Here is a 21,488-nt window from a genome sequence, read left to right as displayed (position 1 = left end):
ACCTACCTTTGGGTGTGAAGATTGCGCCTCACTCCCAAAAGCGGCCGTCAGGAAACATCCCCCTACATGGGGGGATAAGCCCCTCAAACTATTCGCGATCGATCCGGATCAGCCGGGCCTGAATGGCCTCGAACACCGCCTCGCCGCGCGATTTCACCTGCAACTTGCGATAGATCGCCTGCATGTATTCGGCGACCGTGTAGGGCGACAGGTTCATCACCCGCGCAGCTTCCTTGCGGCTCAAGCCCCGGGCGAGATACTCCAGCAGTTCACGCTCGCGCGGGGAAAGATGCGGCGCTGCGGGATCGGCGGGCTCGGGCGCCACCGGCTCATCACGCACCAGGCTGAGGAGATGGCTGGCGGCGCGAGCGCTGATCGGCGTTTCCCCGGCCAGCGTGGCCCGCACGTGGCCCAGCAACTGCTCCACCGAGGTATCCTTTAGGATATAGCCGTCGGCCCCTGCCTTCAACGTGCCTAGCACGCTGGCCCTGTCCTCGAACACGGTGAACACCAGCACCCGGCAACCCGGAACGCGTTCGCGGATGGCCTGGATGATGGTCTGGCCGCTGCCATCGGGCAGCCCCAGGTCCAGCAGCGCCAGATCGGGTTGCAGGTCCACCAGCGGCAGGCCGGCGGCCAGCGACCCGGCATCCCCCACCACGGCGATATCCTGCGCCCCGGCCAGGGCGCCCAGCGCATAGGATCGGAGCCGCTCGTCGTCCTCCACCACGATGACCCGCGCGGGCATCGCCGAAACGGGTGTTGGCCGGTCTGTCTCTGCCTCGCTCATCGCTGTCTGTTTGCCCGCAATATCCAGCAACTTCCAGCCTGCCTTGCGAACCAGGTGCTGCAGGAAGTGCGCCAATGCCCCAAGCTCCGCCCGCCCCGGTTATGCGTGGGGCAGTGGTACGGCCATAGAGCGGGCAAAGCCGCGCGAGAATCCCCGCCAGATGGGGGGATGCTCAGTGCGCCGTCTGCCCGCCGTCGATGGTCCAGGTGGCGCCGTTGACGAAGCTGGCGGCATCGGACGACAGGTGCAGCACCGTGGCGGCGATTTCCTCTGGCATGGCCATGCGGCCAGACACGTTGTGCTGGAAGAACATGGCCTTGAACTCCTCGCTGTCCACCCAGGCCTGAGTCATAGGGGTGGCGATGAAGCCGGGGGCAATGCAGTTCACGCGAATGTTCTTCCGGGCATATTCAACCGCAGCCGCCTTGGTCAGGCCGGCCACCGCGTGCTTCATCGCGCAATAGGCCGCCATGTTCGGGTCCGCGATCAGCGCGCCGACGCTGGCGGTATTGACGATGGAGCCACCGCCAACATCCAGGAAATGGCGGATTTCCGCCTGCATGGCATACCACACACCCTTGAAATCGACCGCGATGGCCAGGTCCAGTTCGTTATCCGGCACTTCGTGGATCGGGCGCAGCGGTGGCAGCACGCCGGCGTTGTTGAACGCCATGTGGAGGCCGCCGTAGGTCTTCAGCGTCGCCGCCACCAGGGCGCGCACTTGGTCGCCGATGGTGACATCGGTGGGGTTGAAATCCGCCGTGCCGCCAGCCTGCCTGATGATGGCGACGGTTTCCTCGGCCCGCGGGTCGATGTCGCCGATCATCACGCTGGCGCCGGCGGCGGCAAAGGCCTTGGCGGTCTCGCGCCCGATGCCGGTGGCCCCGCCGGTAACTAGGGCCGTGCGGCCCGAGAAGTCATAGCTGACCCGGCTCATGATCAGGCGATCCCCTGCTTGCCGGGCGCAAGGATGTGGTTGGGATCGAGCGCCTGCTTGATCCGCGCGTTCACCTCGCGGTTGGTCTGGCCGTATTGCTGGGCCACCAGGTCCATGGTGCTGACCGAGGACCGATAGGCCGCCCAGCCCCGCTCGCCGAAGCGGGTGATCATCTCGTCGATGCACTGTTCGGCGCGGGCGGCGCTGGCATCGTCACCCTTGTCGAACATCAGGAAGATGATGTGGTGCAGTTCGCGCCCGCCCACGGCATAGGCCGGGGCATAGTCGAAGCCGTACTTGTTCATGATCTCGGTGGCGAGAGCCGACTGGGCCAGCGTCTGGTCACCCTTGGCGGGCGCCACAGGGGCGAAAGCCACGGCCCCGCCGTTGCGGCCCCACCAGCGCACCAGGCCGATCTCCTCCAGGCTCATGCCGCCGCGCATCAGCGTCTTGTGGTGTTCAAACCAGGGGTTGCCGCCCATCTCGGCTTCGGTCAGCACCTCGCCGCCCGCAGCCTCGAATGCTCCGCGCAGGATCGGTTCCACTGCCCCGATAATCTCATCGGTCCCGTAGAGTGCGAAATAGGTGTTCCACATGCCCAGACCGTTGCGCGCGGCCTCGGCCTTCAGCAGGTCCATGGGGATTGCGCCATCGCCACTGAAAACCTCGCTGCGGCGCTTGAACATGGCGAGCTGGTACAGCGCGCCCATGATCAGCACACCGTTGGGAATGAGGTTGTTCATCCGGAACGGGCGGATGGTATTGGTTATCGCCGCCACGTCCTCGAAGTTTGCCGAGCGGACCACGAAGGGCTTGTAGACCGGTGGCTTTGGCATCAGCCACATGCCCATCTTCACCACAACGCCGAAGTTTGATTGGGTGAAGATACCGTCCAGATAGGGGCCATAACCCCATTTGAACGCCTGCCAGGTGTTGCCGTTCTCGATGCTGCCCATGCCCGTGCGCAGGATCGAGCCATCGGCCAGCACCACTTCCATGCCGCACTGCATGAAGAAGTGGTCGCCATACGGAGTGTATCCCACGCCGCGTTCCAGCGTGTTGCCCACCATCGAGACGATCGGGCCCACGGTGGGCACGTCCAGCCAGTAGGGCAGGTTGTGCTCTTCGATATAGTCGTGGATCTGCTGGTAGGTGACGCCCGGCTCCACCAGGATGGTGCCCAGTTCGGCATCGAAGTCGATGATCCGGTTCATCCGCTTCAGGTCCAGGATCATCTGGCCGCTGCTGGCAGGGGTGGCCATGCCATAGCCCATGTTGTGCCCGGTGCTGACCGGCCACAGCGGGAGCTTGTAGCGGTTGGCCACGGCGAGGATTGCCTGCACCTGCTCGACACTAGCAGGAGCCACAGCGCCGGACGGGATGTGCTCACCCCGCAAGTCGGGAATGAAGCTCTTGCGGTAACTGATGGTGGACGCTTCGTCAGCGAACACCCAGTCCTCGCCCACGATGGCGCGCAGTTCCCGGCAGGCAGCGGCGAAGACGTCGCGGTCCATCGCTTCCGGCAACATGCGGGCATGCGCCAGCGGGGTCATGGCGGCCAGACCGGCGGCAGCTCCGCCGATGGCCAGCATTTCGCGGCGGGAGAAACCGGGGCCGCTCACTGGCCATGCTCCCGGGGATCGGCAGGGGCGGTGGACAGCCACTGGGCCAGCGCCTGCAGTTCGGCATTGGTAATCTCGGTGGGCTTGAACGCGGGCATGGCACCCTGCCCGCTGCGGACCATCGCGGCGATCACGGGCGCAGGCAGGTTTCGGCCCCGGATGATCGGGGCCACGTTGTGCCCGTGGCAATAGCCGCAGGTGCGGGCGTAGAGAAACTCCGGCGCGCGGGGCTGGACCTCATAGGTTGCCTGCGCCCGGGCATTGCCGCCCAACATGGCGATTGCCGCCATAGCTGCTGCTGCGGCAAGGCCACCGGCGGCCCGCCATCTACTTGCGCTTGTTCCCATCAGCCCTCTCCTCGCCCGACAAATGTTTTTACATTTCGTCTAATATGGGCTGACATACGCTCGCCTCCCGGGGGAGTCAAACGTGGTCTAACGTAGCAGAACGGTGTCGAGAGCAGTCTACGAGGCGGCCAACTGCGGCAGGGGTTGGTGGACGATGGCTCGCGCCTCGTCATGCGGCACGCCCAGCGCTACCAGGATGTGGCCGGCCACGGCTTCCGGGTAATCTGCCGGTGCCTGGCCCCGCAAGATCGTGCCCAGCGCTGCCAGGCAGGCGCCCAGCAGGATATCGCGCCCCAGTTCCATCGAGGCGATGCGGAACACGCCGGCGTCCAGCCCTTCGCGCACAGTCTGCCCGGCCTGGTCGAATGTTTCCGCGCCGAAGATCAGCCCGTTTGCGCTGAGGTTCAGCATCGACCAGCCCCACCGCTGATCGGCCATCGCCCGGTGCAGGTAGAAGCGGATCGCCACGGCCGAGCGGTCGCGGGCGTCAGGCATGGTGGCAATGGTGGCGGTCACTGCGGAGAGAAAATCGTGCGTTACCTCGCGGGTCAGGGCCTCGCGCAGGTCGATCATGCCCGCGAAGTGATTGTAGAACGTGGCGCGGGTTACGCCGGCCTCTTCGGCAATGTCCTCGATCCGGGCAAACAGGCCGTTCTCGTTGCCGAAAATTGTGAAGGCGGCGGCGATGATGCGGGCACGGTTTTCCGCCTTGCGCTTGCGCCCGGCGGCTATCCGTCCCGCGTGTTCGTCACCCTTGCCTGCCACGATCGTCTCCGGCCCGCTCCGGGCCAGAGGCATAAGGCAACCGGGGCACGGCGCAAGCTTACGTGTCAGAAAGGTGCGGCAAGCCGGTGCAGCGCGGCGGACAACTTGCCGCTGATCATCCTGGCATCGCCGCCAGCGAGTTGCAGTTGTCCCACTTCCACGCTGCTGTCGACAACGTCGCGGCAACGCTCGAACCGGCGCTCCTGATAGGCGGCCAGCGCCTCTTCCACCGTTGCGCCCTTCTCCAGCTCCTCGGCCAGCACGATGCCGCTTTCCACCGCCATGCCGGCGCCAGAGGCAAGGTGCGGCGTGGTGGCGTGGACCGAATCGCCAACCAGGACGATGCGCCCGTTCGACCATGGCCCCGGCTGGATCTTGGCGGCCAGCGGGCGATAGTTGATCCAGTGATCGCGCGTCATGTTGTCGCGGATCCAGCCGGCACTGCCACCGAAACCGGCCAGGTTGGCCTTGAGCGTCTGGTACAGTTCCTCGTCGTCGAAGTGCTTTTCGCGGCTTTCATGCGGGGTCAGCATGAACAGGTACACCGCATCCTCGCCGCAGCGGGTGATGCCTACGGTGTACTGGTGGCCGAGGTAGAATTCGCCGCGCTCCAGGCCCGGCGGCCGCTCGATCGAGATGCGCCAGCAGCCCTGGCCAGTCCGCTCCGGCTCGCCCATGTGCGGGAAGGCCATCTCGCGCACGGCGGAATTGACGCTGTCCGAGCCGACCACCAGGTCATAACGTCCCTCGCTGCCGTCGGAGAAGACCACGTCCACCCCGCCATCACGGTTTGTCAGGCTGGTGACGGTCAGCCCCAGGCGCACGGGAATGCCCAGCGCCCTTACCCGGTCCTGCATGATGTGATGCAGCACGGGGCGCATGATCCCGCCAGTGGCGGGCAGGCCTTCCTCGATCGCCGGTTCGTCAAGGTCGGCCAGGTGCGTGCCGTTGAACAGGAAGATGCGCGATCCGCTGGTGATCGCACCCTGGGTGGCGATCTGGTCAACCATGCCCAGCGCCTTGTAGGCGCGCAGCGTGGGGCCGGTGATGGTGATGCCAGCGCCATACACGCGCCATTCGGGATCGAGATCGATCAGGTCCACCGCCACGCCGCGTTCCGCCAGGCTGATGGCCGTGGACATGCCGCCAATGCCGCCGCCCACGATCAGGGCATTCGCTATCGTCGAAATCATCTGAAGGGTTCCTCCCGCACTTGCCCGCTGCCTAGGGTGCGCCGCGCGCGAGGCCAAACCGCTTTCATCGATAGCTGGTGTTCGGTCGGTGGAACTGTGCCGCAGTGGCCGTTCGACGGCGCACCGGTCAGAAGTGGGTAGCGACCAGATTCCAGTGATCCACCCGTGGCGGTTCAACGAAGAACGGCCCGGCCAGTTCGCGCCAGCGGGTGAAATTGGGCGAACCGCGGAAGGTCACCGTGTGGGCCTCTACGCTATCCCAGCCAACCACCAGGCGGTATTGCGCAGGGTCTTCCACCACCCGCTCCAGCCGCATGGACCGGCAGCCACTGTCGGCCTTGAACGAGGCCGCAGCTTCGGCCACGGCAGCCTCGAATTCGGCAGCACGGGTGGGATCGATGGTGATATGGGCCACTTCGGTGATCATGCGGCTGTCATGACCAAAATCGGGGCGGGAGACAAGCGATGAGAATTTTGGTGACCGGCGCGGGCGGCTTCGTGGGCCGGCGACTGGTGGAAAAACTGCTGGCGGCAGGCCACGCGGTGACGGGGCTGGACAGTGCGGCAGGCGGCATCCCCGCAGGGGCGCGGGCGGCGGCGGGTGATCTGGGGAACAAGGCCGTGCGCGCCGAGGCGCTGGCTGGTGGCTGTGACGCGCTGGTGCATCTGGCCACGGTCCCCGGCGGCGCTGCCGAGGCCGATCCCGCCGCCAGCCGCCGGATCAACGTGGATGCCACGTACGACCTGCTGGAAGAAGCTGCTGCTGCCGGAGGCCGCCCACGCGTGGTCTATGCCAGTTCCATCGCCGTGCTGGGCGAGCACCTGCAGGCAACGGGCGTGGACGATAGTACCCCGCTCTCTCCCCACCTGATTTACGGGGGTCACAAGGCAATGATGGAGGTGGCAGCCGCGCTTCTGTCCAACCGCGGGGCGATCGATGCAGTCAGCCTGCGCCTGCCGGGCATCCTGGCCCGCCCGAAAGGCCCATCCGGCATGAAGAGCGCCTTCATGAGCGACCTGTTCCATGCACTGAAAGCTGGCGAGTCCTTCACCTGCCCCACCAGCCCGGCCGCGACGATCTGGGCGCAATCGGTGGATTGCTGCGCTGAAAACTTCGTCCACGCGCTGACGATGGACACCGCGCTGCTGCCGCCAACCCGCGCCGTTACCCTGCCCGCGCTGCTGATCCACATGGACGACCTGGCGGCCGAGATTGCCCGCCAGTGCGGCACCGATCCGGCCCTTGTCACCTACGTGCCCGACCCTCCGCTCGAAAAGGCCTTCGGCGCCTATCCGCCGCTAGCCACCCCGGCGGCGGAGCGCGCGGGCTTTGCGCATGACGGTTCTCTCGCTAAGCTGGTGGCGAGCGCTCTTTCGACGCTCGCCTAGGGGAGAGAAAATCGTGCGGTTCCAGCGACTGGACCTGAACCTGCTGGTAGCGCTGGATGTGCTGCTGGAGGAGCGCAGCGTATCGCTGGCGGCTGACAGGCTGTGCCTGTCGCAGAGCGCCACGTCCAGCGCACTGGGCCGCCTGCGCGACTATTTCGAGGATGACCTGCTGGTGCTGAAGGGCAGGCAGATGATCCTGACCCCGCGCGCTGAGGAACTGATTGAACCGGTGCACGCGGTGCTGGAACAGATCCGCACCACCATTGCCGTGGCGCCGGAGTTCGATCCCGCCACCTGTGACCGGCAGATCCGCATCATGGCCTCGGACTACACTTGCGAGGTGCTGCTGACCGACGTGATCAATGGCCTGGCTAACAAGGCCCCGTACATGCGCTTTGAAATCCAGGGCATGGGCAGCAAGCCGATCGATTCGCTGGAACGCGGGATGATTGACCTGATCGTGTCGGTCGACTTCTCGCTCTCATCCGACCACCCCAGCGAGGTGCTGTTCGACGATGGCTATATCATCGTCGGCGATGCCAACAACGAGGCGGTGAAAGCGGGCATCGACAGCAAGCAATATTTCACAATGGACCATGTGACCACGCGCTTCGGCCGCAGCCGGGTGCCCGCGTTCGAGGACTGGTTCCTGCGCAAGCAGAAGCAGACCCGCCACGTGGCGGTGGTGGCCCCGTCCTTCATGTCGGTGCCCGGCTATCTGATCGGCACGCGGCGCATCGCCACCATGCACCGCAAGCTGGCCGACCGCCTCGTGCAATACCTGCCACTGTCCACCTGCCCCGTGCCGTTCGACATCCCGCCGATCCGCGAGGCGGTGCAATGGCACATCACGTCGAAGAACGATCACGCCATCCAGTGGGTGCTGGGCGAACTTCGCATCTTTACACAGGAGCAACTGGGCAAGGTAGGACAGAAGGAATACGATGACCACGGCCGCATCCTGGTGGAGTTCGAGGCCAACCGGGAGGCGAGCCACCCGGCCTGACCAGCCAGCTCAACGCGTGGCATCATATTGCGCGCGGGCAGCGGCAATCGCTCCGCGCCGGTCGGCGATCCATTGCACCTTGGTGCGCACAAGCCGCTGCAGTTCGCGACCCGGCGGGCTGAGCGCGTAGCTGACCCTGGGCGGCACGTCCGGCGTGGCGTGGCGGGTGACATAGCCTTCCCGCTCCAGCGCGCGCAGCTTCAGCGTCAACATCCGCTGGCTGATCGGCCGCTCGCCCGATAGCTGGTCCAGCGCACGGCGCAGGTCTGCATGGCGCCATTCGCCACTCTCCAACACCAGCAGGATCAGTGGCGTCCAACTATCGCCAATCAGCGCCATGGTGGTGCGGATCGGATCGTCCCGGCCATATTCGGCGGTGGCCATTTGCGCGCGCAAGCGGGCAACCGTGTCTTCCATCTGCTCGCCTCCAGCGGGCCTGCCAGGGCACAAGAATGTGCCTTCTTCCGCTCGCCGCACCTTGCTGCCTATTCTCTACCCGATGCGGGAGGAGAACTGAATTGGCCGAAGTGTTCCTGAAAAATTGCTGGTACCTGGCCGCTTGGGCGGACGAGTTGGCCCCGGGTGCCAAGCTGGGTCGGCAGATTGCGGGTGAGCACGTGCTGCTGCTGCGCGACGATGCGGGCCAGCTGGCGGCCCTGCAAGATAGCTGCCCCCACCGCTTCGCCCCCCTGTCGATGGGCGCGTGGGCCGATGGCCAGGTGACCTGCCCCTATCACGGCCTGCGCTTTGCGGTCGATGGCAGGTGCGTCCACAATCCGCACGGCGCCATCACCGCAGCCCTGGCAGTGCCCGCTTATGCCGTGGTGGAACGGCATGCGGCGCTGTGGCTGTGGCTGGGCGAACAGCCGGCCGATCCGGCGCTGGTGCCGGACCTGTCGTTCATCGACGAAACCCCGCCGCAGTCGCGGGCCATGGGCTATCTCCCCAGTGCTGCCGACTATCGCCTGATGGTCGACAACATCATGGACCTGACCCACGCGGACTACCTGCACGCCGATACGCTGGGCGGCGGCATCAACAGCCGCGCGCGGGCCGATGTGGTGCAGGACGGAGACCGCGTGACCATCACCTGGACTGCGCGGGATGACGAGTTACCCCCACTTATGGTGAAGCAGGTGGATACAGCGGATGGCCGGGGCGATTTCCGCAACCGCGTACACTGGTATGCGCCGGGAACCATGCTGCTGCAACTCCGAGTGGCCCAACCGGGTGCGCTGGAAATTGGCGGCCACGATGCCACCAGCGCCCATGTGATGACGCCCGAGTGCGCGGGGCGCACGCACTACTTCTATTGCAGCACCAGCGACGAGATGATCGCCAATCCGGCGCTGACGCCCATCATCGCCGAAATCCTTGGCAAGGCCTTTGCCGGGGAAGACAAGCCGATGCTGGAAGCCCAGACCGCTCGCATCGCCGGGCGCGACTTCTGGGCGCTGCGCCCGGCCATGCTGCCGTCCGACAAGGGCGCAGTGCTAGCCCGCCGCACGCTCGACCGGTTGCTGGCGGCGGAGGCTGGCGGCTAATTCGATCCGGTGGATAGCTGGCCCCGCATTCAATCAATGCGGCAAACTTGCGCCGGATCAACAATCGCATTCCGCTTCTGCCTCATTCCTCGCCCATCGATGGCGAGGGAGCCCACAGCATGGCAATTACGGGTATCAGGCGGCTGACCTATCTGGTGGACGATATGGACGAATGCGTCCGTTTCTTCTGCGATTTCGGCCTGCCGCTGGTGGAACGGGTGGGCGATACCGCCCTGTACGAGCTGCCCGATGGCAGCGAGGTGCGGCTGCTGCCGCGCGGCCATGCAGACCTGCCCATCGGCACGCAGCAGACCGGCATCGGTGTGCACGAATGCACCTGGGCGGTCGACAGCGAACAGGCCCTGGCGCGCCTGTGCAAGGGGCTGGGAACCGATCACCGGATCACCCGGGATGAAGCTGGCGTTGTCCGCTTCGTCACCCCCTTCGGGCAGGCAATCGCGCTCGAAGTCTGGCAGCCCCGCATGGTGCAGGGTGCGCCCAGCCCCAGCAACACCGTGGGCCGCATCGGCCGCCTCAACCAGCCGCGCAAGTGGATCAACAAGGGCGTGCCCAAGCGCATCCACCACGTGGTCTGGACCTTCCCGGACGTGGACGAGGCGCTGGACTATTACCGTGACCGGCTGGGCTTCCGGCTGACCGACATCCAGCGCGGCTTCGGGGTCTACATCCGCGCCGATGGTGCCTGGGAACACCACAACGTGTTCATCGCCAATGCCAAGGCGCCCATGCCCGGCTTCGACGGGTCGTTAAAGTTCCACCATGCCAACTTCGAGGTGGAGGACATCGACGAGATGCTGGTGGCCAAGAACCACCTCGACCGGCGCGGCTGGCAGTTCAATGACTGGGGCTTCGGCCGCCACCGGCTGACCAGCGCGGCCTTCCTCTATGTCCCCTGCCCGGCAGGCGGCGAAGCGGAGTACGGCGCCGACTGCGATTGCGTGGACGATGGCTGGCGGCCGCGCGTGTGGGAAGGGAACTTCGGCACGCTGATCTACATGCACAACCTGCCCAAGTGGCTGATGGAAGAACCCAGCTGGGACGTGCGCTATGCCCGCGAGGACGAGACGCACTTCATCCCGGTGGATTTCAATTTCGCCCAGGCGGCCGAGTGAGGAGAAAATGCCATGACAAAGAAGGTATGCGTAATCGGCGGCGGCGTTGCCGGTCTGGCCGTGGCAATCGGCCTGCACCGCCAGGGCATTGCTGTCGAGGTGGTGGAGAAGGACGCCAACTGGAGCGTCTATCACGTGGGCATCATCGTCCAGTCCAACTTCGTGCGAGCGCTGGACCAGCTCGGCATCGGCAAGGAAGCCGTGGCCGCCGGATATCCCTACAACGGGGTGCGTTTCATGACACCGGCGGGCGATCTGATCGCGCAGATTCCGGCGGAAAGCCAGGTGGACGGCCTGCCGGGCGACCTGGGCCTGACCCGCCCGGCCCTCCACCAGGTGCTGACCACCCGCGTCAAGGAACTTGGCATCCCGGTGAAGCTGGGCGTCACCTTCGAAAGCTTCACCGATACGGGCGACGGGGTGGACGTGACTTTCAGCGACGGGACCAGCGGCTCCTATGACCTGCTGATCGGCTGCGATGGCAACTATTCCGCCGTGCGCAAGGTGCTGTGGCCGGAAGCCGCGCCGCAATATACCGGCCAGGCGGTGTGGCGCTACAACGTGCCCAAGCCCGCCGGGCTGGAATGGTCCGACATCTACCTCGGGGTGGACAACGGTTTCAACGGCAAGTCCGGCTATTGCCCGCTCACCCCAACCGAGATGTACATCTTCGCCGTGATCGAGGAGCCGGGTAAACCCCGCTTCCCCACCGAAACGCTGGCCGATGAAATGAAGAAGCGGCTGGCCGGCTACGGCGGCATCATGGGCGAAGCGGCGAAACACGTGACCGACCCGAACCTGGTGGTCTATCGCCCGCTGGAAGCCTGCATCATGCCCGATCCCTGGTACCAGAGCCGCGTGGTGCTGATCGGCGATGCCGCCCATTCCGCCACCCCGCACTTGGGCCAGGGCGCGGCGATGGCGGTGGAAGATGCCGTGGTGCTGGCCGAAGAGCTGGGCAAGAGCCAACCGGTCGACATGGCGCTGAAGGCATTCATGGCCCGCCGCTTCGAACGTGCGAAACTGGTCGGCACCAGTTCCATCATGCTGGGCGAATGGGAAATGCATCCCGAACAGGCCGGCAATCCCGTGGAAGTGACCGAACGGGTGCGCCAGGCGCTGGCCGAACCGGTGTAACACCCTGGGCGCTGCCGCCTGCCCTGTCTGTACTCCTCTCTCCCAACGCAGGCTGGCACGGCGGCAGCGCCTTCCCTTCTGTCCGCTCGATAGCGCGATTCCGGAGAACGGGTTTGTGGTGCGTGGCGCGCCGCCATACCCTCGCCCGCTCACGTTTCGGGAGAGGCCCCACGATGACCGTTCTGTCGCGCCGCCAGTTTGCCGGCTCCACCCTGGCGTTGGCCCTCGCCATCCTCGCCCGCCCCGCACTGGCTGCCGATGCACCGCCGCTGGCACGGGTGATCTGCGACAACGACTGGTCAGGCGACCCCGATGGCCTGGTGCAACTGGCGCACCACCTGCTGTCGCCAGCGGTCGACATCCCGCTGATCGTCGGCTCGCACCTGCCCGGCGGAGGCGGCTGGGGCAGCGCCACCAGCGCCACCGACGCCGCGAACGAGGCCAATGCCCTGCTGCGGGTAATGCGGCGAGAAGGCAATGTGCCGGTGGTCGCGGGTGCGGAAACGAAGATTGCCGCGCGCGACGACTGGCAACCCAGTCCCGCCACCGCCGCCATCGTGGCCGAGGCGATGCGCGAAGATGCCGCCGGCCCGCTGGTCTATTGCGCCGGCGCCAGCCTGACCGAACTGGCGCTGGCCTGGCTGGCGGAGCCACGCATCGGCCCGCGCTTGCGGCTGATCTGGATCGGCGGCAACGAGCATCCCGGCCTGGCCCTGCCCCCGCCCGATCCCGACCCGGTGGAGTTCAACCTGGGGCTGGACGTGATTGCCGCGCAGGTGGTGTTCAACGAGAGTGACATCGAAATCTGGCAGGTGCCGCGCGATGTCTACCGGCAACTGTTATTCAGTTATGCCGAACTGGCGGAAATGGGAGAAAGCGGGCCGCTGGGGCGCTATCTGGCGGACAAGATCGCCGGGATCGAACAGGCCCTTCGCCGCATCCGCCCCGATGCTGTATTCCCGCGTACTGAAACCTACGTGATGGGTGACAGCCCGCTGGTCACGCTGAGCGCGCTGCACAGCTTCTTCAACGCCGATCCGGCATCCAGCTTCCATGACCTGCGCCCAACACCGCATCTGAACGCGGATGGCAGCTATACGCCCAACCCGCAGGGGCGGCCGATGCGCGTCTATACCCGCAGCGACAACCGCCTGACCTTTGCCGACATGACTGCGAAGTTCCGGGCCGAGGACCGGCGGCTGAGGGCGCTGGTGCCCTAGAGCCTGACATTCCCTGCGCTCCACTTCACGGTCAGTTCGATGCCCTGACCCACGGGCAGCAGGACGGTCTGCAGGTCAGCCTTGCTGCGGATCGCCTCGCGGTAGAGGCGCACGCTGGGGCGCGCAGCGGCGGGATCGATCATGTTGTCGGAACAGATGACCGCCTCCTCGGACAGATGCGGATAGAGCGCCTCGAAGCACGGGAGGTAAAGGTCCTTCCAGATATCGAGCAGGACAAAATCCCACTCGCCCGGGTCCTCACCGATCATGGCCACGGCATCACCGCAGCGCAGGTCAACATGGGGCAGCAGGCCGGCGCGTTCCAGCCGTTCGCGGGCATAGGCCTGCTTGTAGTCGGCCAGTTCCATCGTGACGAGTTGCCCGCCAACCGCGCGGGCGGCATCGGCCAGGACCTGCGTGGAATAGCCATAGCTGGTGCCCAGTTCCAGGATGCGACGCGGGCGACGGGCAAGGATCAGCGCGTGGAGCACGGCGGCTGCTTCCCGGCCTACGGGCAACAGGAACTCGTCCCGACGGGCGAAGCCCTCGCTGCCAAGGTCGATCATCCGCCGGGCATCGTCGGCAGCGCGAGCCTCGTATTCGTCGAACACCTGCTGCACGCGCACATCGGCAAAGATCATCGGCTGGCTCTCCCCCTTACCGGCCGGTGAATCGGCCGTTGCTAGCTGGCGCCACCCTGCTCTTCCCGCAGGAGTTTTTCCAGTACCCGGCGGGCCCGGGTGCCGCCCTGGTCGATACCAAGCGAGAGTGGCTTCTCGGCCCAGAAATCACCTTTCACGTTGCCATAGGCAGCTTCAATCAGCGGCTTGTCCTCCTCGTCGAAAGCCTGGCGGAACAGGCCCAGCAGCATCTCGTCCAGTTCCGGCTCGGGCCCCTGCGCCGGGCGACTGGTGGACCAGAAATAGTGCGTCTGGTGCTCGTTAGCCGGCGTCAGAATGTGCGCCTGCGGCACCTCGAATCCTGCATCGCGCGGGGTCCCATGCGGGCACACGCCAACATGGAGGCGCATGGAGGCGGGCGCGTTCCAGCGCATGTCCAGCCAGTGATCAACCTTCATCTCCGGCGGAAAGACACCCTGCGCCACAGACGGCGGGGGAATGTCCGGCATCCACCATTTGGAGTGCAAGGTATCGCCGTCCTGTTCCACCGTGTGCTGGCCGGCAAAGATCACACCCTGACCGGCAAAGCTGCCCTTGTGGACGAATTCGATGTGCGACAGGTCCATCAGGTTGTCTGTCCCGTACTCGTAGTTTGCCTGCATCAGCGTATAGCCGGTCAGCGTCCGCCAGCCGGGCGCGTCAGGCACGAAATGGAACGCGGGGATTTGCGCCGGATCGGCCGCCTCCCGATCGCCCCGCCACAGCCACACGATGCTATCCCGCTCGTGAACGATGAAAGCGGGCACCTGCGCGCCGGCGGGGATCTTCTCTGCGAACGGGTTGCGCTTGCAGGCCCCATCAGGCCCGAAAGCCAGGCCGTGATAGGGGCAAACCACCAGGTCGCCGTCGCGCGTGCCAAGCGAGAGGGGCGCGAAGCGGTGCGGGCAGCGGTCGTGCAGTGCGTTCAGCGAACCATCACCCAGGCGATAGATGAACAGTTTCTCACCGCAGATTTCGCGAACCAGTCCCTGCTGGCCAACTTCGTGCGCCCAGCCGGCCATGTACCAGGCGTTGCGGAGGAACGGCATAGGGACTCTCCCGATCTTATGTGTACCGTTGGTACATATTATCGCGCGGGAAGCCCGTCAATGCTGATAGAGGGCAAGAACAGGGCGACGGTGGCACGCGCCCGGAGGGCGGCATCCTGCGCGCTGACGGCACTTTCGCCCAACCCGATCAGAGCCTGTTCGTATAACCCGGCGCGGATGGCGTGCAGCATCTGATCGGCCACCGCGCTGCTATCGACAGCGGAGCGAACCTCGGCCCCCTTGCGCGCCTCCAGCAGCGCCGCCAGAGCCGCTACGAGCGACTGGTGCCCCTGACGGTAAAAGCCGGCCGAGCCCACCGGATCGGCCGCACTGACAACCGCGCGATAGAGCGCCAGTGAACCGGGCAGCAGGTAGAATCGCAGGATGCCGGCCAGCACCCGCTCCAGCGCCTCGCCCAGCGGCAACCCGGCCACTTCGTCCAGCGCCAGATCCGCTACCGCAGCCTGCGCCTCTGCTCCGATGGCGGCGGCAATCAGGCCACTGCGGTCACCGAAATACTTGGCCAGCGTGGCCTTGGATCCGCCGCTGGCCCGCAGCACCTCGTTCACGCTGAAGCGGTCCACGCCCACGGCCATGATCTGCGCGCGGGCGTGGCGCACCATGGCATCGCAGCGGGCCTGCGCGGCGCGCTGCTTGCCGTCGGGCGCAGGGGCTTGCGGGGCGGATGTCACCCGCCCCGTGTGCCCGCGCGCGCGCCTTGCGGCAAGGGCCCGGCCTCAGTCCTCGAAGATCGCCACGGCGCGGGTCCAGCCGGCGCTGGCACCCTTGATCTTGTGCGGGAAGCACGAAATCATGAATCCGGTAGCGGGGATCGCTTCAAGGTTGTGCATCTTCTCGATGTGGCAATAGCCGATGTCCACACCGGCACGGTGGCCTTCCCAGATGAGCTTGGAATTGCCGGTTTCCTCCACCCGCTTCTTGGTGTGGATGAAGGGCGCATCCCATGACCACGCGTCGATCCCGGTCACGCGCACGCCGCGTTCCAGCAGGTACATGGTGCCTTCATAGCCCACGCCCGCGCCGCGGCTGACATATTTCGGGTCGCGGTTCTTCAGCGCCATGCCAGCGCTGGTGTTGACGACGACGATATCGAGCGGCTGGAGATCGTGGCCGATCCGGTCGAGCTCTTCCTCGATATCCTTCGCGGTGATCAGGTAGCCGTCTTCCTTGGCGGTGAAGTCCAGCTTCACGCCGGGGTTGAAGAACCATTCCAGCGGCATCTGGTCGATCGTCATCGCCGGGCGGCTGCCGCCTGCCAGCTTGGCATCCTGCGTGGGGTGATAGTGCCAAGGCGCATCCACGTGGGTGCCGCTGTGGGTGGTCAGCTTGACCCATTCGGCGGCGGCAAACGGCTCACCGCCGATGATCCCGTCAATGTCGGCACCGGGGAAGAACTGTTCCAGCTCGTGCCGGGTATCGGCGTGAACTTCATAGTCGATCTTGGGGGCCAGGAACGGCGGATCGGAAATCACGTCGTTTTCCAGCGTCATCGACAGGTCGATATAGCGGCGGGGCATTGTCTCTCTCCTTAGTCGGCGGTCCAGCCGCCATCGATAATCATGTGTGTGCCGGTCATCAGGGCAGACGCGTCACTGGCCAGGAACACCACCGCGCCCATCAGGTCCTGCACCTGGCCGATGCGGCCGAGCTTGATCTTGCCGAGCACGCTGTCCTTGAACGCTGTGTCCTCGAAGTAGGGCTTGGTCAGCGGGGTTTCGATGAAGGTGGGGCACACGGTGTTGGAGCGGATGCCGTGGGGGGCCAGGTCCAGCGCCATCGCCTTGTTCATGCCTTCCAGCGCCCACTTGCTAGCGCAGTAGAGACTGCGGTTGGGGCCGCCGACATGGCCCATCTGGCTGCCCATGTGGATCAAGCTGCCCCGCGCGCCCTCGGCCAGCATTCGCTTCACGCATGCCTGCGCCACGAAGAAGGCGCTCTTGAGGTTGAGATCGAGCACCGCGTCATAGTCGTCCTCGGACACCTCCCACAGCGGCTTGGGCCGGTTGGTTCCGGCATTATTGACGAGGATGTGGAACGCCGGGCGTTCGGCGAAGAAGGCTTGCACGGCGGCAAGGTCAGACACGTCGAGTGTTTCGGCGGTGGCACCCCTGCCGATCGCTTGGGCCGCCTCCCCGATCTCGCCAGACGAGCGCGCTACCAGCGTCACTTGCGCGCCCGCTTCCGCCAGCGCGGCGGCCGCCGCCAGCCCGATCCCCCGCCCCGCGCCGGTGACCAGCGCGCGCTTGCCGTCGAGGCGGAAGGAGGGAGTTTGGGGAAGCGTCACGCTCTGGTCAGCTCGCTCGGCTCTGCCTGACCGGCGTAGGGCACATTGCGCCCGCCGAACCGGCGCACACGCACATTGGCCTGCTCGCCGTGCCCGGCAAAACCTTCCAGCGCGCACAGGCGGCTGCAATACTCGCCGATCAGTGTGCTGGCCTCGTCTGTCAGCACTTTCTGGTAGGTGCAGGTCTTGATGAACTTGCCCACCCACAGCCCGCCAGTATAGCGCGCCGCCTTCTTCGTGGGCAGGGTGTGGTTGGTGCCGATCACCTTGTCACCATAGGACACATTGGTGCGGTTGCCGAGGAACAGCGCGCCATAGTTGGTCATGTGGTTGAGAAAGTAATCGGGATCCCCGGTCATCACCTGCACGTGCTCGCTGGCAATCTCGTCGGCGATGCTGACCATCTCCTCGTAGCTGTCGGCCACGATCACCTCGCCGAAGGTCTCCCACGCCTTGCGGGCATGGTCGGCGGTGGGCAGGATCTGCAGCAGCCGCTCTATCTTGGCCATGGTGGCGCGGGCGAACTTCTCGGAATTGGTCAGCAGCACGCCGGGGCTGTCTGGCCCGTGTTCCACCTGGCCAAGGATATCGGTGGCGGCTAATTCTGGGTCGCAGCCGATCTCGTCGGCGATGATCAGGGTCTCGGTCGGGCCGGCGAACAGGTCGATCCCCACGCGGCCGAACAACTGGCGTTTGGCTTCGGCCACGAAGGCATTGCCGGGGCCCACCAGCATGTCGACCGGGTCGATGCTCTGGGTGCCGATAGCCATGGCGCCCACGGCCTGGATGCCGCCCAGGGCATAGATCGCATCGGCCCCGGCCATCGCCTGTGCCGCCACGATGTGCCGCGCGGCCTTGCCATGGAACGGCGGGGCGCAGGTGATAACGCGCTTCACGCCCGCCACCTTGGCCGTGATCACGCTCATGTGGGCGCTGGCCAGCAGCGGATACTTGCCGCCGGGAACGTAGCAACCGGCTGCACTGACGGGCACGTTCTTGTGCCCCAGCACCACGCCGGGCAGGGTCTCCACCTCCACGTCCTTCATGCTGTCACGCTGGATCTGGGCGAAGTTCCTGACCTGCGCCTGCGCGAACTCGATGTCCTTGCGTTCCTGCGGGGTCAGGCTGTCCACCGCCGCGTCGATCTCGGCCTGGCTCAGGCGATAGTCCTCGCGGTCCCACTGATCGAAGCGGATGCTCATGTCGCGCACCGCCGCATCGCCGCGCGCCTCGATATCGGCCAGTGCGGCCTCCACGATCTCGCGCACCTTGCGGTCGGCATCGGCCTTCGCCTGTGCGTTAGCGCCGCGCTTCAGCCAGATGGCCATGATGAAACTCCCGAATGCTGTGACAGTGATCGCGCCGCTGAATGCAGCCGCCCCGCCTCGCTGACCAATGGATAGGATGGATGACTAGCTATCGACCCAATGCCGTTGCTGGCGCCTGCCTCCCCGCATAGTCAGGCACACGAGATAGATTCAGGGAGAGTTCTGCACCATGCGCTTGGCAACGATTGACAATGGCACCCCCGATGGCCGCCTGGTGGTGATATCAACCGATGGCACCAGCTACGCGGAAGCGCCCGTGCCGACCATGCAGGCCGCGCTGGAGCAGTGGGCCACGGCAGAAGCGGCCCTGCGTGCCGTCACCACGTTCGACCAGCCGCTGGCCCAGGCCCGCCTGCTGGCCCCGCTGCCGCGCGCATGGCAGTGGCTCGATGGCTCGGTCTATGCCAGCCACGGAGCCTTGATGGACAAGGTGATCGGCGTGGAAAAGCCGCCCGTGCCCTTCCCGCTGATGTACCAGGGCGTCTCCAGCAAGTTCTACGCACCCAATGAAGACGTGGTGATGGCAGACGAGGCGCTGGGCATCGATTTCGAGGGCGAGTTCGGCATCATCACCGACATGGTTCCCATGGGCACCAGCGCCGCCGATGCAGCAGGCCACATCAAGCTGGTGGTGCAGATCAACGACTGGTCGCTGCGCACCCTGGCCGCGCCGGAGATGAAGACCGGGTTCGGCTGGATCCAGGCCAAGCCGCCGTGTTCGATGGCGCCTTTCGCGGTGACGCCTGACGAACTGGGCGACGCCTGGGTGGATTGCCAGCCCAACATGAACCTTACCGTCCACTGGAACGGCGCGCAGTTCGGCAATGCCCACGGGCAGGCAATGGGTTACGGCTTCGATGCCCTGGTGGCGCACGCTGCCCGTACGCGCGACCTGGTGGCAGGCACCGTGATCGGCAGCGGCACCGTTTCCAATGAGAACTTCCGCGAAGTGGGCTCAAGCTGCATCGCCGAGCGGCGGGGCATCGAGATCGTGGACGAAGGCGCACCGAAGACGGAGTTCATGCGCTTTGGCGACAGCGTGCGGATGGAAGCGGTCACTGCCGATGGCCGCAAGCCGTTTGGCGCCATTGACCAGAAGGTTGTCAGCCGGTGAGCGGCGAACTCTTGCCGCCCATCCAGCGGGTGGTGACCGGCCACGATGACAACGGACGCGCCCGGTTCAAGAGCGAGGACGTGGAGGCGCCGAAGCTGGTGCCCGGCGGCGATGCCGAGTTCCTCCTGCTGTGGACCACGCCCACGGTTCCCGCCGACAACAACGACGAGACCGATGGCCGCCATCGCGATGCCGGGCTGACGCTGAATGGCGGCAGCGTGTTCCGCATCGTCGACATCCTGCCAGGCCGTGAAAGCCCGATGCATCGCACCAACTCGATCGATTACGGCATCGTGCTGGAAGGCGAGATCGAGCTGGAGCTGGAGGATGGCCACAAGAGAACCGTGGGCAGGCACGGCGTGATCGTTCAGCGCGGCACCAACCACCTGTGGCGCAACACCACCGACAAGGTGTGCCGCATGGCGTTCATCCTGATCGAGGCCCCGGCCTATCTGCACAACGGCCAGCCGCTGGCGGAACTCAAACCTTAGGGCTAGGCAGCGCCAGACAAGCAAGACGGGAGAGAACGCAGATGGCCAGCGCAACCGAGGCGGCAACCTATCCGCCGCGCAGCCGCGCGTGGCTTTCTGCCGTGGTCATCTTCCTGATCACTGCCATCGCCCTGGCTGACCGAATGGCGATTGCCATGCTGATCGGGCCAATCAAGGCGGAGTTCGGCATCGGCGATTTCCAGGCCAGCCTGCTGGTGGGCCTGGCCTTCACGCTGTTCTACGTCCTGTTCCTGATCCCCATCGGCGCGGCGGCGGACCGGTTCAGCCGGGCGAAGGTTCTGGGTGTATGCCTGGCCGTGTGGTCGCTGGCGACGGTGCTGTGCGGCTTTGCCACGGGCCTCATTGCCCTCTTCATCTGCCGGATGCTGGCGGGATCGGGCGAGGCGGCGATCGGCCCATGCTCGCAGGGCATCATCGGTTGCAGCTTCCCGCGCCATGCGATGGCCAAACCGATGGCGCTGCAGGGCATCGGCTTCCAGGTTGGCCCGGCAGTGGGCGTAGCCGCAGCGGGGGCGATCCTGGCGGCGGGGTCGGCCGGCGCTTTTGAGGGCTGGCCCTTGCTGGGCGAGCTGGCCCCTTGGCGGGTGGCCTTCATCCTGATCGGCCTGCCCGGCCTGCTGGCGCTGCTGCTGGTGCCGCTGCTGCATTCCCCGCCGCCCGCGCCTGCCGTGGCCAGCGGGGCCGAGGGCCAGTTGCTGCCGTTTGTGCGTGGCAACCGCGCGCACCTGACGCTGTTCCTGCTGGCGGCAGGCTGTTCGGCTATTGCCACCGGGGTCATCACCGCGTGGGTGCCGGAATATCTCCAGCGTGTGCTGGGAGCTTCCCCGGCAGAGGCAGGCAGTGCGCTGGGGCTGATCCTGCTGGCCGCGGCATTTGCGGGCCAGGGAACGCTTGCCACCGCCATCGACTGGCTGGCCGCTCGCGGGGTGCAGGACGCGCCGCTGCGCGCTGCGCTGGTGCCGGTCGCACTGGCCATCCCGCTGGGCTGGCTGGCTTTTGCCGCGCCCGATACGGCCAGATTCTATCCGCTGCTCTTCCTGCTGGCCCTGTGCACGTCCAGCCTCAATGCCGCGCACAACACCGTCGCCCAGACGATCGCCCCGCCCGCCTTGCGCGCTCGCGTGGGAGCCCTGTTCATCTTTGCGATCAACGTGCTGGGCTTTGCCATCGGTCCCGCGCTGGTCGGAGCGCTGAGCGAATATGTGCTTGGCGAGGAGCACCTGGGCCGGGCTATGCAGCTGGTCGCCGCCCTGTCGATGGTGGCTACCCTGGCGCTGACCTGGCAGGCGCGCAAGGCCCTGGCTGCGCGGATGGCAGCGACCTAAGACGGCACTGCGCGCCGGGCCCTGTTCAAATCCATCAGGTCGATAGCTCGCATCCCGAAATCCGGCTTTCGTTATTGCCAGCCCGCTGGCTAGGGGAAGATCATCGCGCGCCC

23 protein-coding genes are annotated in these 21,488 nt (G+C 65.9%); 9 read left to right on the top strand and 14 right to left on the bottom strand.

Annotation, left to right across the window (positions count from 1 at the left end; all coding sequences use genetic code 11):
* Window positions 1–88: 88 nt before the first annotated feature.
* From GRI99_RS09945 to GRI99_RS09915, 7 genes are all read right to left on the bottom strand, one after another.
* The gene (locus tag GRI99_RS09945) at window positions 89–865 is read right to left on the bottom strand and encodes a response regulator (protein WP_237438263.1); all 777 of its coding nucleotides are present in this window, start codon (window positions 863–865) and stop codon (window positions 89–91) included.
* Between the two features lie 97 nt (window positions 866–962).
* A complete protein-coding gene (locus tag GRI99_RS09940) occupies window positions 963–1,727 on the bottom strand; it encodes an SDR family NAD(P)-dependent oxidoreductase (protein WP_160771888.1) in 765 nt (254 codons plus the stop codon).
* Between the two features lie 2 nt (window positions 1,728–1,729).
* Window positions 1,730–3,349: an FAD-binding oxidoreductase gene (locus GRI99_RS09935; protein ID WP_337192897.1), complete on the bottom strand. Its 1,620-nt coding sequence runs from the start codon at window positions 3,347–3,349 to the stop codon at window positions 1,730–1,732.
* Window positions 3,346–3,696, bottom strand: a complete 351-nt coding sequence (locus GRI99_RS09930) for a c-type cytochrome (RefSeq protein WP_237438262.1) — start codon at window positions 3,694–3,696, stop codon at window positions 3,346–3,348. Before GRI99_RS09930 ends, GRI99_RS09935 begins: the two co-directional genes overlap by 4 nt.
* Window positions 3,697–3,813: 117 nt before the next feature.
* Entirely contained in the window at window positions 3,814–4,494 is a 681-nt protein-coding gene (locus tag GRI99_RS09925; protein WP_160771887.1) for a TetR/AcrR family transcriptional regulator, read from the bottom strand.
* Window positions 4,495–4,526: 32 nt separating this feature from the next.
* Window positions 4,527–5,654 (bottom strand): FAD-dependent monooxygenase, encoded by a 1,128-nt coding sequence (locus GRI99_RS09920; protein ID WP_160771886.1) that lies wholly within the window; start codon window positions 5,652–5,654, stop codon window positions 4,527–4,529.
* A gap of 127 nt (window positions 5,655–5,781) precedes the next feature.
* Window positions 5,782–6,081, bottom strand: a complete 300-nt coding sequence (locus GRI99_RS09915; protein ID WP_160771885.1) for a putative quinol monooxygenase — start codon at window positions 6,079–6,081, stop codon at window positions 5,782–5,784.
* A gap of 38 nt (window positions 6,082–6,119) precedes the next feature.
* On the opposite strand from GRI99_RS09915, the gene GRI99_RS09910 reads away from it, so the two are divergent.
* Window positions 6,120–7,043, top strand: a complete 924-nt coding sequence (locus tag GRI99_RS09910) for an NAD-dependent epimerase/dehydratase family protein (protein WP_160771884.1) — start codon at window positions 6,120–6,122, stop codon at window positions 7,041–7,043.
* 13 nt (window positions 7,044–7,056) lie between these two features.
* The gene (locus GRI99_RS09905) at window positions 7,057–8,049 is read left to right on the top strand and encodes a LysR family transcriptional regulator (protein WP_160771883.1); all 993 of its coding nucleotides are present in this window, start codon (window positions 7,057–7,059) and stop codon (window positions 8,047–8,049) included.
* 9 nt (window positions 8,050–8,058) lie between these two features.
* Here GRI99_RS09905 and GRI99_RS09900 read toward each other — a convergent pair whose 3' ends face one another.
* Complete coding sequence (locus tag GRI99_RS09900) at window positions 8,059–8,466, bottom strand: winged helix-turn-helix transcriptional regulator (RefSeq protein WP_160771882.1); 408 nt, start codon at window positions 8,464–8,466, stop codon at window positions 8,059–8,061.
* Between the two features lie 110 nt (window positions 8,467–8,576).
* Here GRI99_RS09900 and GRI99_RS09895 point away from each other — a divergent pair, with 110 nt between their 5' ends.
* The 4 genes from GRI99_RS09895 to GRI99_RS09880 all read left to right on the top strand — a co-directional run bounded on the left by GRI99_RS09895 (window position 8,577) and on the right by GRI99_RS09880 (window position 13,083).
* Window positions 8,577–9,593, top strand: coding sequence for a Rieske 2Fe-2S domain-containing protein (locus GRI99_RS09895; protein ID WP_337192902.1), 1,017 nt, complete (start codon window positions 8,577–8,579; stop codon window positions 9,591–9,593).
* A gap of 119 nt (window positions 9,594–9,712) precedes the next feature.
* Complete coding sequence (locus GRI99_RS09890) at window positions 9,713–10,726, top strand: VOC family protein (protein ID WP_160771880.1); 1,014 nt, start codon at window positions 9,713–9,715, stop codon at window positions 10,724–10,726.
* Window positions 10,727–10,738: 12 nt separating this feature from the next.
* A complete protein-coding gene (locus tag GRI99_RS09885; RefSeq protein ID WP_160771879.1) occupies window positions 10,739–11,863 on the top strand; it encodes an FAD-dependent oxidoreductase in 1,125 nt (374 codons plus the stop codon).
* A gap of 173 nt (window positions 11,864–12,036) precedes the next feature.
* Window positions 12,037–13,083, top strand: coding sequence for a nucleoside hydrolase (locus GRI99_RS09880; protein ID WP_160771878.1), 1,047 nt, complete (start codon window positions 12,037–12,039; stop codon window positions 13,081–13,083).
* Here GRI99_RS09880 and GRI99_RS09875 read toward each other — a convergent pair.
* The 6 genes from GRI99_RS09875 to hisD are packed head-to-tail and all read right to left on the bottom strand — an operon-like array spanning window position 13,080 to window position 18,424.
* A complete protein-coding gene (locus GRI99_RS09875; protein ID WP_160771877.1) occupies window positions 13,080–13,724 on the bottom strand; it encodes an O-methyltransferase in 645 nt (214 codons plus the stop codon). The two genes, GRI99_RS09880 and GRI99_RS09875, sit on opposite strands and share 4 nt — an antisense overlap.
* 41 nt (window positions 13,725–13,765) lie before the next feature.
* Entirely contained in the window at window positions 13,766–14,791 is a 1,026-nt protein-coding gene (locus GRI99_RS09870) for a Rieske 2Fe-2S domain-containing protein (RefSeq protein ID WP_160771876.1), read from the bottom strand.
* A 38-nt stretch (window positions 14,792–14,829) separates the two neighbouring features.
* On the bottom strand, window positions 14,830–15,483 hold the full coding sequence (locus GRI99_RS09865) for a TetR/AcrR family transcriptional regulator C-terminal domain-containing protein (RefSeq protein WP_160771875.1): 654 nt from the start codon (window positions 15,481–15,483) through the stop codon (window positions 14,830–14,832).
* Between the two features lie 45 nt (window positions 15,484–15,528).
* Window positions 15,529–16,329, bottom strand: a complete 801-nt coding sequence (locus tag GRI99_RS09860; protein WP_160771874.1) for a cyclase family protein — start codon at window positions 16,327–16,329, stop codon at window positions 15,529–15,531.
* 11 nt (window positions 16,330–16,340) lie between these two features.
* Window positions 16,341–17,096 (bottom strand): SDR family oxidoreductase, encoded by a 756-nt coding sequence (locus tag GRI99_RS09855; RefSeq protein ID WP_160771873.1) that lies wholly within the window; start codon window positions 17,094–17,096, stop codon window positions 16,341–16,343.
* Window positions 17,093–18,424 carry a histidinol dehydrogenase gene (hisD, locus tag GRI99_RS09850; protein WP_160771872.1) on the bottom strand — a complete coding sequence of 444 codons (1,332 nt, stop codon included), beginning with the start codon at window positions 18,422–18,424 and terminating at the stop codon, window positions 17,093–17,095. Before hisD ends, GRI99_RS09855 begins: the two co-directional genes overlap by 4 nt.
* Before the next feature lie 169 nt (window positions 18,425–18,593).
* Here hisD and GRI99_RS09845 point away from each other — a divergent pair, with 169 nt between their 5' ends.
* The 3 genes from GRI99_RS09845 to GRI99_RS09835 are packed head-to-tail and all read left to right on the top strand — an operon-like array spanning window position 18,594 to window position 21,375.
* Window positions 18,594–19,538, top strand: coding sequence for a fumarylacetoacetate hydrolase family protein (locus tag GRI99_RS09845; protein WP_160771871.1), 945 nt, complete (start codon window positions 18,594–18,596; stop codon window positions 19,536–19,538).
* Window positions 19,535–20,029 carry a cupin domain-containing protein gene (locus GRI99_RS09840; protein WP_337192896.1) on the top strand — a complete coding sequence of 165 codons (495 nt, stop codon included), beginning with the start codon at window positions 19,535–19,537 and terminating at the stop codon, window positions 20,027–20,029. The genes GRI99_RS09845 and GRI99_RS09840 overlap by 4 nt, the downstream gene beginning before the upstream one ends.
* A 41-nt stretch (window positions 20,030–20,070) precedes the next feature.
* Window positions 20,071–21,375 carry an MFS transporter gene (locus GRI99_RS09835; protein ID WP_160771870.1) on the top strand — a complete coding sequence of 435 codons (1,305 nt, stop codon included), beginning with the start codon at window positions 20,071–20,073 and terminating at the stop codon, window positions 21,373–21,375.
* Window positions 21,376–21,488 lie beyond the last annotated feature (113 nt).

Origin of the sequence: Alteraurantiacibacter buctensis, assembly GCF_009827655.1 — a bacterium.
Taxonomy (GTDB): domain Bacteria; phylum Pseudomonadota; class Alphaproteobacteria; order Sphingomonadales; family Sphingomonadaceae; genus Alteraurantiacibacter; species Alteraurantiacibacter buctensis.
The sequence above is the reverse complement of the archived record's forward strand: the minus strand, read 5'-3'. Positions and strand labels throughout refer to the sequence as shown.

Bases quoted from the DNA above. Each gene is read 5' to 3' on its own strand.
- GRI99_RS09915 (WP_160771885.1), bottom strand. From the start codon at position 6,081: ATGATCACCGAAGTGGCCCATATCACCATCGATCCCACCCGTGCTGCC.
- GRI99_RS09910 (WP_160771884.1), top strand. From the start codon at position 6,120: ATGAGAATTTTGGTGACCGGCGCGGGCGGCTTCGTGGGCCGGCGACTG.
- GRI99_RS09885 (WP_160771879.1), top strand. From the start codon at position 10,739: ATGACAAAGAAGGTATGCGTAATCGGCGGCGGCGTTGCCGGTCTGGCC.
- GRI99_RS09925 (WP_160771887.1), bottom strand. From the start codon at position 4,494: ATGCCTCTGGCCCGGAGCGGGCCGGAGACGATCGTGGCAGGCAAGGGT.
- GRI99_RS09920 (WP_160771886.1), bottom strand. From the start codon at position 5,654: ATGATTTCGACGATAGCGAATGCCCTGATCGTGGGCGGCGGCATTGGC.
- GRI99_RS09890 (WP_160771880.1), top strand. From the start codon at position 9,713: ATGGCAATTACGGGTATCAGGCGGCTGACCTATCTGGTGGACGATATG.
- GRI99_RS09845 (WP_160771871.1), top strand. From the start codon at position 18,594: ATGCGCTTGGCAACGATTGACAATGGCACCCCCGATGGCCGCCTGGTG.
- GRI99_RS09875 (WP_160771877.1), bottom strand. From the start codon at position 13,724: ATGATCTTTGCCGATGTGCGCGTGCAGCAGGTGTTCGACGAATACGAG.
- GRI99_RS09870 (WP_160771876.1), bottom strand. From the start codon at position 14,791: ATGCCGTTCCTCCGCAACGCCTGGTACATGGCCGGCTGGGCGCACGAA.
- GRI99_RS09900 (WP_160771882.1), bottom strand. From the start codon at position 8,466: ATGGAAGACACGGTTGCCCGCTTGCGCGCGCAAATGGCCACCGCCGAA.
- GRI99_RS09860 (WP_160771874.1), bottom strand. From the start codon at position 16,329: ATGCCCCGCCGCTATATCGACCTGTCGATGACGCTGGAAAACGACGTG.
- GRI99_RS09940 (WP_160771888.1), bottom strand. From the start codon at position 1,727: ATGAGCCGGGTCAGCTATGACTTCTCGGGCCGCACGGCCCTAGTTACC.
- GRI99_RS09880 (WP_160771878.1), top strand. From the start codon at position 12,037: ATGACCGTTCTGTCGCGCCGCCAGTTTGCCGGCTCCACCCTGGCGTTG.
- GRI99_RS09835 (WP_160771870.1), top strand. From the start codon at position 20,071: ATGGCCAGCGCAACCGAGGCGGCAACCTATCCGCCGCGCAGCCGCGCG.
- hisD (WP_160771872.1), bottom strand. From the start codon at position 18,424: ATGGCCATCTGGCTGAAGCGCGGCGCTAACGCACAGGCGAAGGCCGAT.
- GRI99_RS09930 (WP_237438262.1), bottom strand. From the start codon at position 3,696: ATGGGAACAAGCGCAAGTAGATGGCGGGCCGCCGGTGGCCTTGCCGCA.